This window comes from Agrobacterium sp. 6Ca8 (assembly GCF_055382765.1).
The window spans coordinates 1,726,774-1,742,837 of sequence record NZ_AP026434.1; the positions used below are offsets into that span (position 1 = coordinate 1,726,774).

Annotated in this window: 16 protein-coding genes; all 16 read right to left on the bottom strand. The window is 57.8% G+C overall.

Annotation, left to right across the window (positions count from 1 at the left end):
* Positions 1 to 10: 10 nt before the first annotated feature.
* On the bottom strand, positions 11 to 997 hold the full coding sequence (locus ACZ5A6_RS22010) for a GlxA family transcriptional regulator (protein WP_003518336.1): 987 nt from the start codon (positions 995 to 997) through the stop codon (positions 11 to 13).
* A 299-nt stretch (positions 998 to 1,296) separates the two neighbouring features.
* Positions 1,297 to 1,602, bottom strand: a complete 306-nt coding sequence (locus tag ACZ5A6_RS22015; RefSeq protein ID WP_026331023.1) for a putative quinol monooxygenase — start codon at positions 1,600 to 1,602, stop codon at positions 1,297 to 1,299.
* Positions 1,603 to 1,740: 138 nt separating this feature from the next.
* Positions 1,741 to 2,346 (bottom strand): nucleotidyltransferase family protein, encoded by a 606-nt coding sequence (locus ACZ5A6_RS22020; RefSeq protein WP_336510035.1) that lies wholly within the window; start codon positions 2,344 to 2,346, stop codon positions 1,741 to 1,743.
* Positions 2,347 to 2,378: 32 nt separating this feature from the next.
* Positions 2,379 to 3,338 (bottom strand): XdhC family protein, encoded by a 960-nt coding sequence (locus ACZ5A6_RS22025; protein ID WP_112292334.1) that lies wholly within the window; start codon positions 3,336 to 3,338, stop codon positions 2,379 to 2,381.
* Positions 3,328 to 5,526: an aldehyde oxidoreductase molybdenum-binding subunit PaoC gene (gene paoC, locus ACZ5A6_RS22030; protein WP_038494776.1), complete on the bottom strand. Its 2,199-nt coding sequence runs from the start codon at positions 5,524 to 5,526 to the stop codon at positions 3,328 to 3,330. Before paoC ends, ACZ5A6_RS22025 begins: the two co-directional genes overlap by 11 nt.
* A 5-nt stretch (positions 5,527 to 5,531) precedes the next feature.
* Positions 5,532 to 6,482: an FAD binding domain-containing protein gene (locus ACZ5A6_RS22035; RefSeq protein ID WP_111800158.1), complete on the bottom strand. Its 951-nt coding sequence runs from the start codon at positions 6,480 to 6,482 to the stop codon at positions 5,532 to 5,534.
* Complete coding sequence (gene paoA / locus ACZ5A6_RS22040; protein WP_003518348.1) at positions 6,479 to 7,117, bottom strand: aldehyde dehydrogenase iron-sulfur subunit PaoA; 639 nt, start codon at positions 7,115 to 7,117, stop codon at positions 6,479 to 6,481. The genes ACZ5A6_RS22035 and paoA overlap by 4 nt, the downstream gene beginning before the upstream one ends.
* Before the next feature lie 218 nt (positions 7,118 to 7,335).
* Positions 7,336 to 7,512 (bottom strand): hypothetical protein, encoded by a 177-nt coding sequence (locus ACZ5A6_RS22045; protein WP_003518350.1) that lies wholly within the window; start codon positions 7,510 to 7,512, stop codon positions 7,336 to 7,338.
* Between the two features lie 193 nt (positions 7,513 to 7,705).
* Entirely contained in the window at positions 7,706 to 8,014 is a 309-nt protein-coding gene (locus tag ACZ5A6_RS22050; protein WP_141682257.1) for a hypothetical protein, read from the bottom strand.
* A gap of 111 nt (positions 8,015 to 8,125) precedes the next feature.
* Complete coding sequence (locus ACZ5A6_RS22055; protein WP_035200026.1) at positions 8,126 to 9,724, bottom strand: MFS transporter; 1,599 nt, start codon at positions 9,722 to 9,724, stop codon at positions 8,126 to 8,128.
* The gene (locus ACZ5A6_RS22060) at positions 9,721 to 10,164 is read right to left on the bottom strand and encodes a DoxX family protein (RefSeq protein ID WP_065658421.1); all 444 of its coding nucleotides are present in this window, start codon (positions 10,162 to 10,164) and stop codon (positions 9,721 to 9,723) included. Before ACZ5A6_RS22060 ends, ACZ5A6_RS22055 begins: the two co-directional genes overlap by 4 nt.
* Before the next feature lie 173 nt (positions 10,165 to 10,337).
* Positions 10,338 to 12,320, bottom strand: coding sequence for an amidohydrolase (locus tag ACZ5A6_RS22065; RefSeq protein ID WP_013762172.1), 1,983 nt, complete (start codon positions 12,318 to 12,320; stop codon positions 10,338 to 10,340).
* Positions 12,320 to 12,607, bottom strand: coding sequence for a XapX domain-containing protein (locus ACZ5A6_RS22070; protein WP_003519470.1), 288 nt, complete (start codon positions 12,605 to 12,607; stop codon positions 12,320 to 12,322). Before ACZ5A6_RS22070 ends, ACZ5A6_RS22065 begins: the two co-directional genes overlap by 1 nt.
* Positions 12,608 to 12,669: 62 nt before the next feature.
* Positions 12,670 to 13,359: a hydrolase gene (locus tag ACZ5A6_RS22075; RefSeq protein ID WP_013762171.1), complete on the bottom strand. Its 690-nt coding sequence runs from the start codon at positions 13,357 to 13,359 to the stop codon at positions 12,670 to 12,672.
* Between the two features lie 723 nt (positions 13,360 to 14,082).
* Complete coding sequence (locus tag ACZ5A6_RS22080) at positions 14,083 to 15,000, bottom strand: LysR family transcriptional regulator (protein WP_013762169.1); 918 nt, start codon at positions 14,998 to 15,000, stop codon at positions 14,083 to 14,085.
* Between the two features lie 57 nt (positions 15,001 to 15,057).
* The gene (locus ACZ5A6_RS22085) at positions 15,058 to 15,990 is read right to left on the bottom strand and encodes a VOC family protein (RefSeq protein ID WP_464111408.1); all 933 of its coding nucleotides are present in this window, start codon (positions 15,988 to 15,990) and stop codon (positions 15,058 to 15,060) included.
* Positions 15,991 to 16,064: the final 74 nt, after the last annotated feature.

Consider the following 16,064-nt stretch of genomic DNA (forward strand, 5'->3'; position numbering starts at 1 on the left):
AGGACAAGCGTCAGCCGTTTTCGGACAAACTGATTCTCGCGCCATCGCCAGACGTCCGAAAGCGATCACGGTAGTCGGACGGCGTCACTCCAGCGTGCGAAACAAAGGCACGGCGCATCGCGCGTGTCGATCCAAAACCACTTCTCGCTGCCACCAATGCGATTGGCAGGCGGCTCCCTTCCAAAAGGAAGCGCGCAACGTCGATACGGGTCCGGTCGACATAGTCTGATGGCGATATACCGACCTCCTGCGAAAAAACACGCGTAAAGTTCCGCACACTCATGGCCGCGATCTTCGCCAAGGCGCTGACAGAAAGGTCCGCCGCCGGATGGTTCAGAACATATTGCTGGACGTTGTGTAGACGGCTGCGGTCGATAGCCTGTGCCGCCAGATGCACGCTGAACTGTGACTGATCGCCTGGTCGCTTCAGAAACACGACGAGCCGGCGAGCAACGTAGAGCGCAATCTCCCGGCCCAAGTCCTCCTCGACGAGGGAAAGGCCGAGATCTATAGCCGCGCTGGAACCGGCCGACGTGATCATCGCGCCATCACGGACAAAAACCCGGTCGCTTTCCACCCGCGTCTCGGGGAAGCGCTCGGCCAACAGTGACGCGAACTGCCAGTGCGTCGTAACACGCCGGTCTTTTAGTAGACCTGCCTCGCCAAGCACGAATGCCCCCGTGCAGACGGAGCCGTAGCGCCGCGCCTGAGCCGCGATTTTAACAATCCAGTCGACAACACGCCCGCCCGGACTTTGCGGAACTCCGACGCTCCCGGCCACAAGCAATGTATCGGGGCTACCAAGGTACGCATCGAAAGCGCAGTCGGTCAGGATTTTTAGCCCCGATGCACAGCGGATCGTGCCCTCGTGCCCTGCCAAGACAGCAACTTCGTAGAATAACTTTTCAACACGGGCATTTGCTTCGGCAAACACGTCCATTAGCCCTGCAAGCTCCAGAGAATGCACGTCCTTTGGAACGAAGATCACGATCCGCATGAGAGTATCTTTCCCTGCACAAAGGACTCAAAGCTCTCGACGAGGATCTAAGCGCCGACGCCGGTCTATGTGGCGACGGTTGCACAATGCTGAAGGTCCGTCAAAGTCAAAGGTATTAGCTCGAAGCGGCGGAAGAACTCTGCACGCGCTGACTTTGTTCGAACTGCCGACCACTAACGGATGTTTTTATGATTGCTACCGCAACCCCAGCCGCCCGCCATTGGTGAACGAGATATTATCTCATTTTGTTGCCGATCTGAGCCCATCTGTTCGACATTGTGAGGGCCGAATAGTCTGGGCTATGAACGCTTTTCGGCGAGGATAGACAGCATGTGTATCTGCGGCGGCTTGGCGAACAGGTCCCCTGCCTCTGCCTTCGCCATCAAGGCTGCAGCGACTTGGCCATTTAAGTGCGCATCCCTACCGTCCTCATCGTCGAATGTATCGAAGATTGCAAACGAACTTGGGCCTCCCTGTATCGCATACCAGGAAATCGTGCCGGGCTCTGCATTGACCAGCGGTAAGGCTGATCGCAGAAACTCGGCGACCTCCTGTTCTTTGCCGGGCATTGCCTCGAGCGGAACGTAAAGCGCGAATTTGGTCATGACCACCTCCATGGGCACATCATTGTGCCGCAACTGAAGGAACGCGTTAAGCACGACAAATGTTCGGTGATGGACAATAAAAAGGGGTGTCGATGTAAAGATGCGATCCACGCCTCTGCACACATGAGGTTTCGATGATCAGTCGATTTCTGGATGGCCACCTAAAGCAACGAGCTGCTCTGTGTTGTCTATGTCCACCTTGGCGCTTTCGCCGATCTCTATGTCGATGACGTCGAGACCACATTGCGTGATTATCTTGCGCGCGCCGCTGTCGCCTATAAGCTCCATGAGCTGCGGGAATGCGGCGCGAGGAAAGACAACCGGGTTTCCCGGATTTCCTTCGCACACCGCGCGGATAATCGCCTCTCCGTTTCTCTCCGCAAAAGCGCCGGTGAGTGCGTCAATATCCGCAGGTTCAAGCAGCGGCATATCCGCAAGCATGATCATAATCCCGTCGGGATCTTGCGAGGCGGCACGCTGGACGCCGAGCACGATCGAGCTTGCCATTCCGTCACTGAAGTTGGAGTTTCTCGCGATGATCAGGTCGAGCCCTGCAATTTCGGCCTCGACGTCCGAGCTTCGGTATCCGGTCACAACAACCACAGAACGATTGCCGGCCCCAAGCGCTGCCAATGCGGCCCGACGAACGAGGCTGGTTTCCCGAAAACGCGCAAGAAGCTTGTGCCCGGCACCCGCCATCCTGCTCGATCGTCCAGCGGCCAGGACAACCACGGCAACTGACACTCGTCTATCTCCTGCCGCTTCCACACCGAACCTCACGCATAAAGGGACAAGCGGCTCGCCGCGATGTCGGCAAGGATGGACAGGGCAAGAGAGTTCGCATCGCGGGTTGGCCCGAAAAGCCCGATCGGCGCCCTTATCCGATCAGTATCTGCCCGGGAGAAACCGGAGCTGACAAGGAAATCGACCCGTCTGCGGTGTGTACGGGTGCTCCCCAAGGCGCCGATGTAGAATGCGGGTGACCGTAACGCGGCTTGCAGAACGGACTGCTCCGCATCAAGGTCGTGATGGAGAAGAACAACAGCGGTGTACTGATCGATATCGGGCACAACTTTTTCGCTCGCTGTGCAGGCCACCACCTCGAAGCCGGAGGATTGGGCTATATCAGCGGCCCTCTCGGCCTCTATACTTTGACCGGAAATCACGACACGCGTGCGCGGCCGATAGACCGTGAAAAAGTGGTCGTCGGCGTAACCGGCCCGCGATGGCGGCTCGACGATCTGGAGCTGTTGGGTCTGCCTCGAGTAGCGCAGGCCCGTGGTCCGGCGCTGATGAAGCTGTTCAAGAGCGCCGCTCAACATCTCGGTATTTTGCAGCACGTGGATCGACACGGTAATCCCACCGCCGCACGGCAGGGCAATATCGAAAAAGGGGGAGCCTAATCCGAACTTCACCTCCCTATCTCTGTTCTCGCCCATTGCGTCGAGCGCCTCGGAAGCGACCGCTGTCTCGATGCAGCCCCCCGACACATAGCCACAAAAACGACCATCTGCCGCAATGGCGACATGGGAGCCAAGCGCGCGAGCCGCTCCCCCGCGAATTTCGACAAGGGTGGCAAGTGCCACCCTGCCCTTTGCAAGCTCCCTTATCGCAAAGCCAAATATTTCTTCCGTATCATCGGTGAGCAACGACCTGACCGGCGTCGGCTTTGTCGCAGCTTGGATATCCTCCTGAGGACAGATATCTGTGAGGGCGGCGATGTCGTCATGCAACATCCGGCAGCCCGCCTATGATCTTGTCGAGCGTCACAGGATAGTGACGCACCCTCACCCCGGTGGCATTATAGATTGCGTTGGCGACGGCTGCAGAAACCCCGCAGAGACCAAGCTCGCCAACGCCCTTGGCCTTCATCGGCGACGACATGGGGTCTGCTTCGTCCATGAAAATCACTTCCTGATGAGGAATGTCGGCATGCACCGGAACTTCGTAGCCAGCCAGATCGTGGTTGACGAAGAAGCCTTGCTTCGTATCGACCGCCAACTCCTCGGACAGGGCTCCACCCACACCCATTGTCATGGCACCAATAACCTGGCTGCGCGCTGTTATCGGGTTCAGGATCCGTCCGGCCGCACAGACGGCCAGCATGCGTCGAATGCGCGTTTCACCCGTGGCCACGTCAACGCCGACTTCCACGAAGTGGGCACCGAACGTTGACTGTTGATGGGCTTCGGAAAGATCGCCCCATTCCATTCCATCCTCGCCAACAAGGCCGTTTGGCGCAGCCGCCTCCGTAAGCGCTACCGAACGGTTTCCTGATCGAACCTGTCCGTTCTCGAACACGACGTCATCAGTGTTAAAGCCGAGTTTCTGCGCCACCGCCTCACGAAGCTTCACGCAGGCTGCGTAGACGCCGGAGGTAGAACAGTTCGCGCCGAACTGCCCGCCCGACCCCGCCGAAACCGGAAAGCGGGAATCGCCCAGCTGGACTGCTACTCGATCGACCGGCAGGCCCAGCATCTCAGCTGCTGTTTGTGCGATGATGGTATAGCTGCCGGTCCCGATATCGGTCATATCGGTTTCAACCGTTGCAATGCCGTCAGCGCCGAGCCGAACCCTTGCTGCGGATGGGAGGAGAAGATTGTTTCGCAAAGCGGCTGCAACACCCGATCCGATCAGCCAGTTTCCTTCTCGTCGGGACCCCGGCTTGCCGCGCTGGTTCCAGCCAAACCGTTCCGCCCCGAGCTTGAGACAGCCGACCAGGTTCCTTTGGGTAAAAGCGCGCTCGGGCTTCTCAGGGTCGACCTGAGTGTCGTTGAGTATCCGAAACTCGACCGGATCGACGCCCACCTTTTCGGCTATCTCGTCTATGGCGATCTCGAGGGCCATCAACCCCGGCGCTTCGCCGGGCGCCCGCATCGCATTGCCTTCTGGCAAGTGAAGCGTGGCCAGTCTCATGGCAGTCATCCGGTTCTCACCCGCGTAGAGCAGTCGCGTCTGATTGACAGCCGTTTCCAGCTGGCCCCCAGGCTGGTCACCCGACCAGCTTTCGTGAGCAATCGCGGTGATTTTGCCGTCCTGTGTCGCTCCAATGCGAATACGCTGGATCGTCGCCGGCCGATGCGTCGTGTTGTTCGCTATGAACGGACGGGGAAGCGCGACCTTGACCGGACGTCCAGTAGCCTTTGCTGCAAAGGCAGCGAGCACCGCGTCGGCCCGCAAGAAAAGCTTACCCCCGAAACCTCCGCCTATGAATGGCGACATCAAATGGATATTGTCCTTGTCGATACCAAGTGTAGTCGCCAGATCGGATCGCCACCAATCAATCATCTGGCTGGACGTCCAAACGGTCAGTTTATCGCCATGCCACGCAGCGATGGACGCATGGGGCTCCATCATGGAATGTGACTGATCTGGAGTGGTATAACTTTCGTCGAGAGTGACCGGTGCGCTCTTGAAGGCTCCCTCGAAGTCACCGACTGCCGTGTCGGGCTGCTGCTTCTCGTCGGGCTTGACCGCACTGTCCTTGGCCTTCTTGAGATCGAAGCTCCCGGGCGCAGTTTCATATTCTACTGTCACAAGCGAAGCTGCGGCGCGCGCCTGCTCGAAGGTTTCTGCGACAACCACTGCCACCGCCTGGTGATAGTGCTGGACTTCATCGCCACCAAAAAGATTGGCTGTGTTGAATTTACCCTTCTCGCGCTTGCCCACGTCCAAGGTGGTGACAACCGTCAAAACGCCGGGGGACCGCTTTGCGGCGTCGGTCGATATCGACCGGATACGGCCCTTCGCAATCGCGGCACCGACCGGATACCCGTAGGCGTAAGGAATATTCGGATCGTGCCATTCGTAGGCATACATTGCTCGGCCCGTCGTTTTCTCTTGGCCGTCAATGCGGGGGATAGGCTGACCGACGACTTTCATCCGGTCGATGGGATTGTTGATTGCAGGTGTGTCGAATTTCATGGTCGTTATCCCCTTGCCTCTGCGATCACCGCACCGATCGTTCGTTCCACGAGGGTTATCTTGAAGCGATTTTGCTCCGTCGGGCGAGCGTCGCCGAGAAGTGCCGCACTTGCGGCTTTTGCACCGCTCTTCAGCTCCTGGTCACCTGAGCCTGTTCGCCAGGGCTTGTGAGCGACGCCACCTACAGCCACGCGGCCGGTGCCATCCGGCTGGATCACCGCAGCGACGGATACGAGCGCAAACGCGTAGGAGGCCCGATCGCGCACCTTGCGATAGATATGCTTGCCCCCAATTGGCTTCGGCAGCGTGACCGCAGTTATGAACTCGCCCGGCTCCAGGACCGTCTCGATGTGTGGGGTATCGCCGGGAAGCCTGTGAAAGTCTGCGATCGGGATTGCGCGGCCACGGCCGTCGCCATTGACCGTTTCGACGGTTGCGTCGAGCGCCCTCATCGCAACAGCCATGTCGCTGGGATGGGTGGCGATACAGGACTCGCTGCTTCCGACGACTGCATGCTGTCGCGAAAAACCGCCAAGGGCCGAACATCCGCTTCCCGGCTGCCGCTTGTTGCACGGTTGGTTGGTGTCATAGAAATACGGACAGCGCGTGCGCTGGAGGAGATTGCCCGCGGTGGTGGCCTTGTTTCGCAGTTGACCAGACGCCCCGGCGACCAGGGCGCGGGTAAGCAAACCATAGTCGCGACGGACAGTCTCGTCGCTTGCCAGATCGGTATTGCGGACCAAAGCCCCTATGCGCAGACCGCCATCAGAGGTGGTTTCGATCTTGTCGAGACCAACTCCGTTGATGTCGATGAGATGCGCCGGGTGCTCGATCTCCAGCTTCATCAAGTCCAGGATATTTGTCCCGCCGGCGATGAATTTGGCTTCCGGATTGGCTGCTGCCGCTTTCGCTGCCGCCTGAGCCGTTGTGGCTCGCTCGTATGTGAAGGCTCTCATGCTTCGATCCCCCCGACTTCGGCAATTGCATCGAGAATGTTCGAGTAGGCGCCGCATCGACAGATGTTTCCGCTCATTCGTTCCCGAACTTCTGCCGCGGTGACTTCCACCTTTGCGGAAATGTCTGCAGTGGCGTGGCTTGGGATGTTCGACTTGATTTCCTCCAAGACCGCCACGGAGGAACAGATTTGTCCGGGAGTACAGTAACCACACTGAAAACCGTCGTGTTTGATGAATGCGGCTTGCATGGGATGCAGGTTTCCAGGTTGTCCGAGGCCCTCGATGGTGGTGACCTCGTCACCGTCGTGCATCACAGCCAACGTCAGGCACGAATTGATCCGGCGTCCATCCACCATCACGGTACAAGCGCCGCACTGTCCGTGATCGCAGCCTTTCTTTGTGCCGGTTAGATGAAGGTGCTCGCGCAAGGCGTCGAGCAAGCTCGTGCGATTGTCGAGTTCGAGATCATGCATCTCGCCGTTCACTTTGAAGGAAACACTTGTCTTGAAATTCATTTCTTCCCCCGAGGACTGTGCTGCGGCTCCTTTTGCCGCAACTCCCGTGACAGCAATTGCCGCCGCCGAGGAAACAAGTAAGTCCCGCCGCGAAAGTTCCAAATGTGAGTGATCTCTCATCTCCAGCTCCATTCGTTGTTGATGGTCTGGCGCACTCGGAGAAACGCCATATCCCAACATAGGGAAGCAAAAGAAGATGATTAGATGCGCCTTTTCGCTAACACTTATTAGCGAGGCTCATAAATCGGCATACGCGATCCATGGGGCAGCCACCGTCAGCCGCCCACTGTCACCCAGGCTGTCTTTCTAGAGATGGAGTAGACCACGCGCTCATAAAACTAACGCATCTGGCAGAGTTGCGACAATTGCGACCCCGTCCAGCGCCTCGCGAGTTCGCTGGCATCCACCGTGCCGGGCAGGAGGCTTCCCAGCTCACCGCCGATCTGAATTTGAGCATCGGTGATTTTGCATGCTCTTTCGTTGACTGAAACGATCACCGCAATCTCCGACTGCATCGGTGGCATCTCGAAAAGCGCGTCGGGAGGGCTTTCGCAAGTAACTATGGCCGTAGCTCTAAGAGTGGAGTTTTGATCCACGCCACGGCAAAATTCTGCGGATTGCACGCGGAAACTGCGAGTTTGGTTGGGTCCGGCTGGGAGCTGCTCACAAACCTGTGCTGAGGAAACTGCCCCTGCAATGAGCGGCCATTCAGGCCGCCCAACCAGAGAAACGCAATTTGCGAAAACGGGGGCGGTTGAGGCGACGAGCGACGCCATACATACAAACAGCGCTGGGATAGGATGTTTCACGGTGCCACGCTCCTCCACGTCTTTCAGACAGTTGTAAAGCTGGATTGCGGCTTTTTCGCTTCGAATGCAGCAGGAGCCGGTTAATCGATCCGTATATGCGCCGTTTGGTCAGGCTTTTCTGGCGGGGAGGATGGGCGAGAAAACCAAAACGATTGGCGCGATAGCGCTCGTGTTTTGAGATGTCGCTTGCATGATGGCCGACATCCATCTGGTACCTTTTCACGACAACGGATGAATGAGAAAAGTTTAGTCGGCTCCAGGTTTCCTGCGTCAAATGGCATAAAAAAGGGCGGCCAGAGCCGCCCGTTTTATGGAATGTTTACGCCGCCCCTGGCCGGTTGATCGTCAGGAAGTGACGAACGACGGGTTTGTCCGGACCAACATGGTAGGTCAGAACCTTTCCCTGCACGTCTGCATCGGCGTTGGAAACCCGCTTGTGCTGGCGGAGGTGCTCAGCCCAGGATTCCACCATGAACCACTCGACGATCTTTTCCGGATCGGCGGAATCTTCCGTCACACCCCACCCATAGGCACCATCGCGGCGGCGTTCTTGAGAGAGGTGGTCGAGAGCACGCAGGAAGGCTGAACGATGCTGTTTCTCGACCTTGTACTCGATGAGGATCAGGACAGGACCACGGTCATGAGCAACAGGCTCGGCGACCAGCGGTTCCGGCCAGTGGTTGGACGGCACCATGTCGGCGTCACCAGCCGGGAGCTTTACGCGGTGCATGATGAACCCTGCAACGAGCAAGCCAGCTGCACCGATAAGCAATGTCGTCTGAATTCCAACGGCTTCGCCCACAGCACCCCAGCCGAGGCTGCCCGCCGTCATGGCTCCGTTGAATACGGTCAGATAGACAGCGAGGCCACGCCCACGCACCCAGTTGGGCAGAACAGCCTGGGCTGCGCCGTTCAGGGTCGTCAGGGCGGTGATCCAAGCACCACCAAGGAACAGAAGAGCGATAATGGCGACGATCTTCGGCGGGGCGAGCGAAAGAACACCCATGACGACTGCGGTGATCACCGCTGCGCCAAGAAGCAAACCATCCGAGCTCAGGCGTTCGCGTAGCCTCGGCATGACCAATGCTCCACCGATCGCACCGGCGCCGACCGCACCAAGCAGAATACCGTAGAAGCTGGCATCACCACCCAGCAGTTGACGGGCAACCAGCGGAAGAAGTGCCCAGACGGCACTGGCGAATGCGAAGAAGATGGCGGCACGAAGAAGGACGACATGCAGGGGGCGGCTTGAGCGAGTGTAACGTAGGCCAGCCCTGAACGCGCCGAAGAAGTTCTCTTGTAGAGCGTCGTTGGCGTTTTTGGCACGTGGCCACCACACCAGAGCCGCGATAACGAAGATGTAGCTTGCAACGTCTGCGCCATAGGTGATCCCCGCCCCGAACGCTGCCAAAAGCAAACCGCCAGCAGCTGGGCCGATGGAACGAGCGATATTGATGCCGAGGGAGTTGAGAGCGACAGCGCTCTTCACGTCCTCGCGTTTCACCAGTTCAGGAACAATCGCCTGCCAGGTCGGGCCCATCAATGCGGCACCAATGCCGCCGAGGAACGTCAGGCCGATCAGTGCGCTCACGGAAAGCATGCCTGTCTGCGAGAGGACCATCAGCGAGATACTTACGAAGGCCAGCAGGAGCTGGACCGCAATCAGGAACTTGCGGCGATCCAGAATGTCGGTGAGAACGCCTGCCGGAATGGCAAGCAGGAAGATCGGCAATGTTCCGGCCGCCTGAACCATGGCGACTGCAGCAGGCGATGCCGAGAGGTCCGTCATCAGCCATGAGCTTGCGACATCGCGCATGAAGCTTCCGGTATTGCCGAGAACCGTTGCAATCCAAAGGACCGCGAAGACGGGCTGTGCGAGAGGAGCAAAAGTGCCCCCGGATGTTTTCGCGGCGCTCATTTACCCGCTCCCTTTGCAAGGTCGGCCGCTGCAACGAAGATGAATGCACCGGCCAGACCGATGTGTTCGAAGAAGGCGTTCGTTGCCATCATGCGGTCCATGCCGGGCGCCATTTCCCAGAAGCGAAGAGCAATGAACGTTGCGAGAAGCGTAAAGCCTGCAAGTGCGAGTGCGCCTGCCCAGCGCAGGAAGCCCGAGACCACCATCGCGGAGGCCGTAAGCTCGAACACGATGACGACGACGGCAAAGAGAGCGGCAGGCTGCAGACCGAAATGATTCATCTCAGCAAGCGCGCCATTGAAATCGAAAATCTTGGTGAGTGGACCCTGGATGTAGGCAGCGCAGAGAGCAAGCAGCGATACAGTTCTCGTAATGGGAGAGCCGACGACGCGTGCAAGTCCGCTCAAGGCCGAATTCGATATAGGGGATTGGTAGGTCATATCCTGCTCCTTTTTGGTCGCTGACGTGATCGAGCGGCCGCGTTTGATGGAGCGATATTGGCCGGTGATCGCTCTGCCAACAATTGCAGCAATAGTTTCGATTTAATTGCCAATATTGCAATTATAGGGTCGGATCGCTTGGGCGAACAGAAGTCGCCCAAGCGAGGACACGATCAGACTGCCCAGCAAGAGCAGCCAAGAGCGCCGAAGAAACCCTTGAGGTCGGCGATCGGCAGTTTCGAGGTCCAGGCTCCCGCATGGTCGTGACCATGCACGCCGCAATCGCTGGCGCAGCCACAGGTCGAGATAGCCGTGCGCCTTAGAGACCGCGCGCCAGCACCTTCCGGCTCGCCCCATGCAGCATATCCGCCGAACTTGCGGACTGGAGACCAGTCGGGCATTGCAGGCGGCACGTCGTTCTCGTCGAGCGTTTTGAAGTCACCCGCTCCATAGACGATTTTGCCGCCAACCATGGTCAGCTCCGATACCAGGAACGAGATCTCGTCTTCGGCGCAGGAGAAGAAGTCCTTGTCGGGAACGACAAGGTCGGCGAACTGGCCTTTCTCGATACGGCCTTTCTTGCCTTCTTCATTCGAAAACCATGTGACTTTTTCAGTCCACATCCGCAGAGCCGTCTCGCGATCGAGGCAGTTGGCACGCGGATAGAGTTGCATGCCACCAACCGTCTTGCCGGTCACCATCCAGGACAACGAGACCCAGGGGTTGTAGGAGGCGACGCGGGTCGCATCCGTGCCGGCGGAAACGTTGACGCCCTTGTCGAGCATCTTTCGGATCGGTGGGGTCGCTTCGGCAACGCCTTGGCCATATCGCTCGACGAAATATTCGCCCTGATAGGCCATGCGATGCTGGGTTGCGATGCCGCCACCAAGGGCCGCAATGCGGTCGATGGACCGGTCCGAGATGGTTTCGGCATGGTCGAAGAACCAGTTCAAACCTTCAAGCGGAATGTCCTTGTTGACCTTCTCGAAGACATCAAGCGAACGGGAGATTGTCTCGTCATACGTGGCGTGCATGCGCCATGGCCAACGGTTCTCGGCCAGAACGCGCACCACTTCTTCGAGTTCGCCTTCCATTTCCGGCGCCATTTCCGGACGTGGCTGGCGAAAGTCCTCGAAGTCCGCCGCGGAGAAGACCAGCATTTCGCCGGCACCGTTGTGACGGAAATAGTCGTTGCCCTGCTTGTATTTGACCGAAGACGTCCAGTTGAGAAAGTCTTGCTTTTCTTCCTTGGGCTTCTGGGTGAAGAGATTATAGGCCAGACGCACCGTCATCTGGTTCTCGTCAGAGAGTTTTTGAATGACCTCGTAGTCATCAGGGTAGTTCTGGAAGCCACCGCCTGCATCAATCACACCCGTTACGCCAAGACGATTGAGCTCACGCATGAAATGGCGGGTGGAGTTGACCTGATAGTCGAGAGGCAGTTTGGGTCCCTTGGCAAGGGTGGAGTAGAGAATGCCGGCATTAGGCTTGGCCAGCAACAGACCAGTCGGATTGCCGTTGGCATCACGGGTGATTTCGCCACCGGGTGGATTGGGCGTATCGCGGGTGTAACCGACAGCGCGCAGTGCAGCACCGTTCAAGAGCGCGCGGTCATAGAGGTGCAGCAGAAATACTGGGGTATCTGGCGCGACCGCGTTGATCTCCTCGATCGTCGGCAGACGCTTCTCCGCAAACTGGTGTTCGGTGAACCCGCCGACAACACGCACCCATTGCGGGGCTGGCGTTATCGCCACCTGGCGCTTGAGCATGTCCATTGCATCTGCCAGCGAGCGCACGCCGTCCCAGCGCAATTCCATATTGTAGTTTAGCCCGCCACGCACAACGTGGGTATGGTTATCGATGAGGCCGGGCAGAACGCGCTTGCCCTTGAGATCGACGATCCTGGTGTTGGAACCAGCAAGGGACATGACCTCGCTGTCCGAACCGACTTCAAGAAACAGTCCATCCTTGATGGCGACCGCGGTCGCGTTTGGATTGGTGCGGTCAAGGGTCGTGAAACGACCGTTATGGAGGATCAAGTCTGGGTGCATGGTATCTATTCCGGTCTGGTTGGGATCGGCGGCATTGGCCTTTGAGAAGAGGTTCGAAAACGCCAGGCTCGAGGCCGCTCCAAGGAAGGTTCGGCGCGTCGTCATCAGCTCCGCTCCTCCAAATTGGTTTGCGAACGATGGGCAATTTCCGGAGAATTTCCGCCCTTCGGCATGTGACCGAACATGTGCGGCTTCACCTGCTGGAGCCAGGAAACCGCTGCCGGCTCCTTGCTCCAGAGCGATTTGGCGAGCGGGATGATCTGCTCACCGACGAGAATGCCGAGCAGGCCGACAAGCGCGATAACCGGCGGAGCAGGCGAGCGCACGTTGAGCAGGCTGTAGACGATGCCGACCAGCAGACCCGCGCCAAGAGACAGAAGATAGATTTTCATGAGAGTCATCCTCGTTAAAACGGACAACCGCTCCGATGCGTCACCGGAGCGGTTGATCTGGCTTACTTCGCGGGGTTCGGGCCGATGCGCTTGCCATGGCTGACGCGTTCGGCACCGCCGTGGACGTGAGTGACCGCGTAATCGATGCCCATGCCATAAGCGCCGGAATGCTCCTTCACCAGTGTGGTGACCGCATCGTAGGTTTCCTTGCGAGCCCAGTCGCGCTGCCATTCGAGCAAGACCTGCTGCCAGGTGACGGGTATGACGCCAGCCTGCACCATGCGGTCCATTGCATATTTGTGCGCATCGGAAGAGGTGCCGCCGGAAGCATCGGCGACCATGTAGATTTCGTACTCCGGAACGTCATGCAAAGCAGAGAGTGCAAAGGTCGTGTTGCAGACTTCGGTCCACAGACCAGAGACGACAATCTTCTTGCGGCCGTTGGCAGCATTCTTTGCCAGCGCATCGCGTACGTTCTGATCATCCCAGGAGTTCATCGAGGTGCGTTCAAGGATGTCATTCTGCGGATAGACGGCCAAAAGTTCGGGGAAGGTGTTGCCGGAGAAGCTCTCGGTCTCAACCGTGGTAATCGTGGTTGGCACGTTGAAAATCTTGGCAGCCTTGGCCAAGCCAACGACGTTGTTCTTCAGGGTCTGGCGGTCGATCGACTGAACGCCGAATGCCATCTGCGGCTGCTGATCGATGAAAATGAGCTGGCTGTTGGCGGGGGTAAGAACTTCAAGCTTGGACATGTCAATTCCTCTTCGGTTGTTTTGGACCGCGAATGCGGCCGGTTATGAAATGAGCAGGACCTTTCGGTCGGATGCCGTGCCCTGGGACACAGCTTCCAAGACCGTCGGGAAGTTGAAACCGATGCTTTCTTTCGCTTGCTGCCTCGGCTGCTGAAAGAAAAGGTAGCGCGAGTTGCGACCCCGTAGAATTGCAATATTAATTGCGAATGAATTGCTTTTATCGCAACAATAATCTCTCGATCCGGCTGAGCTGCGGACTTCGCACGGGGCTGCGATACGCGGCCACGCGTTCCGAAAACTTCTAAAGGAAATTTGATGCGCAGAGTCGGCCTTGAAGACTTCTGCAGCGTCCTTGATTTCGCTGTTCGGTGGGAAGCAATTTGGCTGAATTTGCCCTGCGCGGCACTGCCAGTGAACAACGGTTGCGCGGTGTGTGAGCCGCGTAATCCTTGGCAGTCTGCCGTTGAGTATTGACGCGACAAGATTGCGGGTCACCGTTGGCATTCACGCCCCATATCGCGATCACGTCGCCTTATACTTGATCTGAACAACCGTTATTCCAAATTGCAGGTGGGTTCGTGCGACCAAGGAGCCAAGCCTGTCACAGCCTACTCCCATTCGGGATAGAGCCACGGGCTCACATCAGCCGTGGGATATCGTCAAAGGAGAACGTGGAGAAGCCCGCCGTTGTGGAGTAACTATCCATGGATATGGATAAAGCTATCAGGACGTGGCGGTACCCTCGTCGTAGGCAGAAAACACGCCCGCAACCCAGTCTGCAAATACCCGATACTTCACGCTCGGAAACCGGCCCGCTGGCCTAACTATGTGAACAGGATAACGTGGTGGCGCCCAATCTTGCAGGATGGGGACCAGTGCGCCGCGAGCGATATGGGCGCGTGCCAAGAATTCAAATGTCTGTCCAATACCCAGCCCCGCCAATATTCCATGCAAATGCGCAGTCGCATCACTGGTGGAGAGCTTGATCGGGCTGTAGATTTCTATTTTCTCGTCACCATTCATCAATCGCACTGGTGCGGCCTTCAGGCTGCGCGCGAAAAAGTACTGAACGAAAACATGATCACGCTGCAGATCCGATGGCGAAGCTGGCACGCCGTATTTTTCGAGGTACGCCGGGGTGGCGCAGGTTACTATCTCGACGCTGCATAGTTTCTTCGCAACAAGAGATGCGCTTGGCAGATCTCCGGCACGAATGACGCAATCTATTCCCTCTTCAACGATGTCGGCCTGACGTTCTGTCACACCAAGGTGCAACTCGATCTCTGGATAGAGCGCGTAAAACTCTGGCAACCGAGGGATCAGAATCGTATTGGCGAAGGTCCCTCCTACGTCAACACGAAGTTTTCCCCTGGTGGCAAGGCGCCCGCGGGTCGCCTCGTTGTTCATTTCATCGAAATCGGCGATCAGCCGGAGGGCGCGCTCGTAATAAGCAACGCCCTCGGGTGTCACCGTGAGTGAACGTGTCGTTCGTTCCAGCAATTTGAGGCTCAAGCTGGCCTCAAGATCCTGAACAAGCTTGCTCACGGTGGACCGTGGCGCACCCATCGTGCTGGCAGCCTTTGCAAAGGATCCGGCCTCGACGACGCGAACAAAGGCTCTGATTGCTCCCAATTGATCCATTGGCATTTCTCCATAGAAGCCCGATCAGTTGCCACAGACACCAGTGAGCGGGGGTTGTTAGGCAGTCAGCGGCTCGAGGTTTGCCTGGATCTGGTCACGGAACGCTTCATACCGGCTCGGCAACTTAAGCGCCTCGCCCAGATGTGCCGTGTCCTCGTCCCGGTCAAACCCCGGCTCGTTCGTGGCAATCTCGAACAACACGCCGCCTGGTGTGCGGAAGTAGATTGCCCAGAAATAATCGCGGTCAATGACGGGCGTAACCTGATAACCGGTGTCCATCAGTGCCTTGCGAACTTCGAGTTGCTTTTCGCGGTTTTCGACGGCAAAGGCGATATGGTGAACCGAACCGGCGCCCTGACGGGCAAACGACGTTTTCGGCAGTGCTGCGACATCAATCGTATCGGCGCCGTTTCCATTGGGAATGATAAAGCGGGTCACGTCACCTTCCTTCTCGGCGCGTTGATACCCCATGAAACCAAGAAGCTCTTCTGTCGCGGCAGTATCGTGCAGGCTGAACCGGGCGCCGGCAAAACCGCGGATAGCTGCATCGGCCGGAATGCCGTCCGCCAGCCACGGCGCGCGGTTGTCATCGGCAGATTCAATCAGCGCCAGACTGTCACCGTCCGGACCCATGAATTGAAGTCTGTTGGCGCCAAAGACGGTGTCAGTTTTCAAGCCATCGACACCGTGCGCGGTAAACCGATCCTGCCAGAATTTCAATGCGCCCTTTGGCACGGAGAACTGGGTTTCCCCGACCTCACCAACACCGGGACGACCCAGCATCATGTTCGGGAAAGGGAAGTAGGTCATGACGGTGCCGGCGGAGCCGTTCTCGTCACCATAATAAAGGTGGTAGACGTTCGGGTCGTCGAAGTTAACGGTCTGCCTGACGCGACGCAGGCCCAGTGTGTCGGTGAAGAAGCGATTGTTCTGACGCGCATCCGAAGCCATTGAGGTTACGTGATGCAGTCCCTTGATATCCTTGATCATGTCCTTGCCTTTCAATGTCGCCGTTAGTGTTTGGCTGTTGACGAATATCTAGACCGATTGATCACACCAGAGAA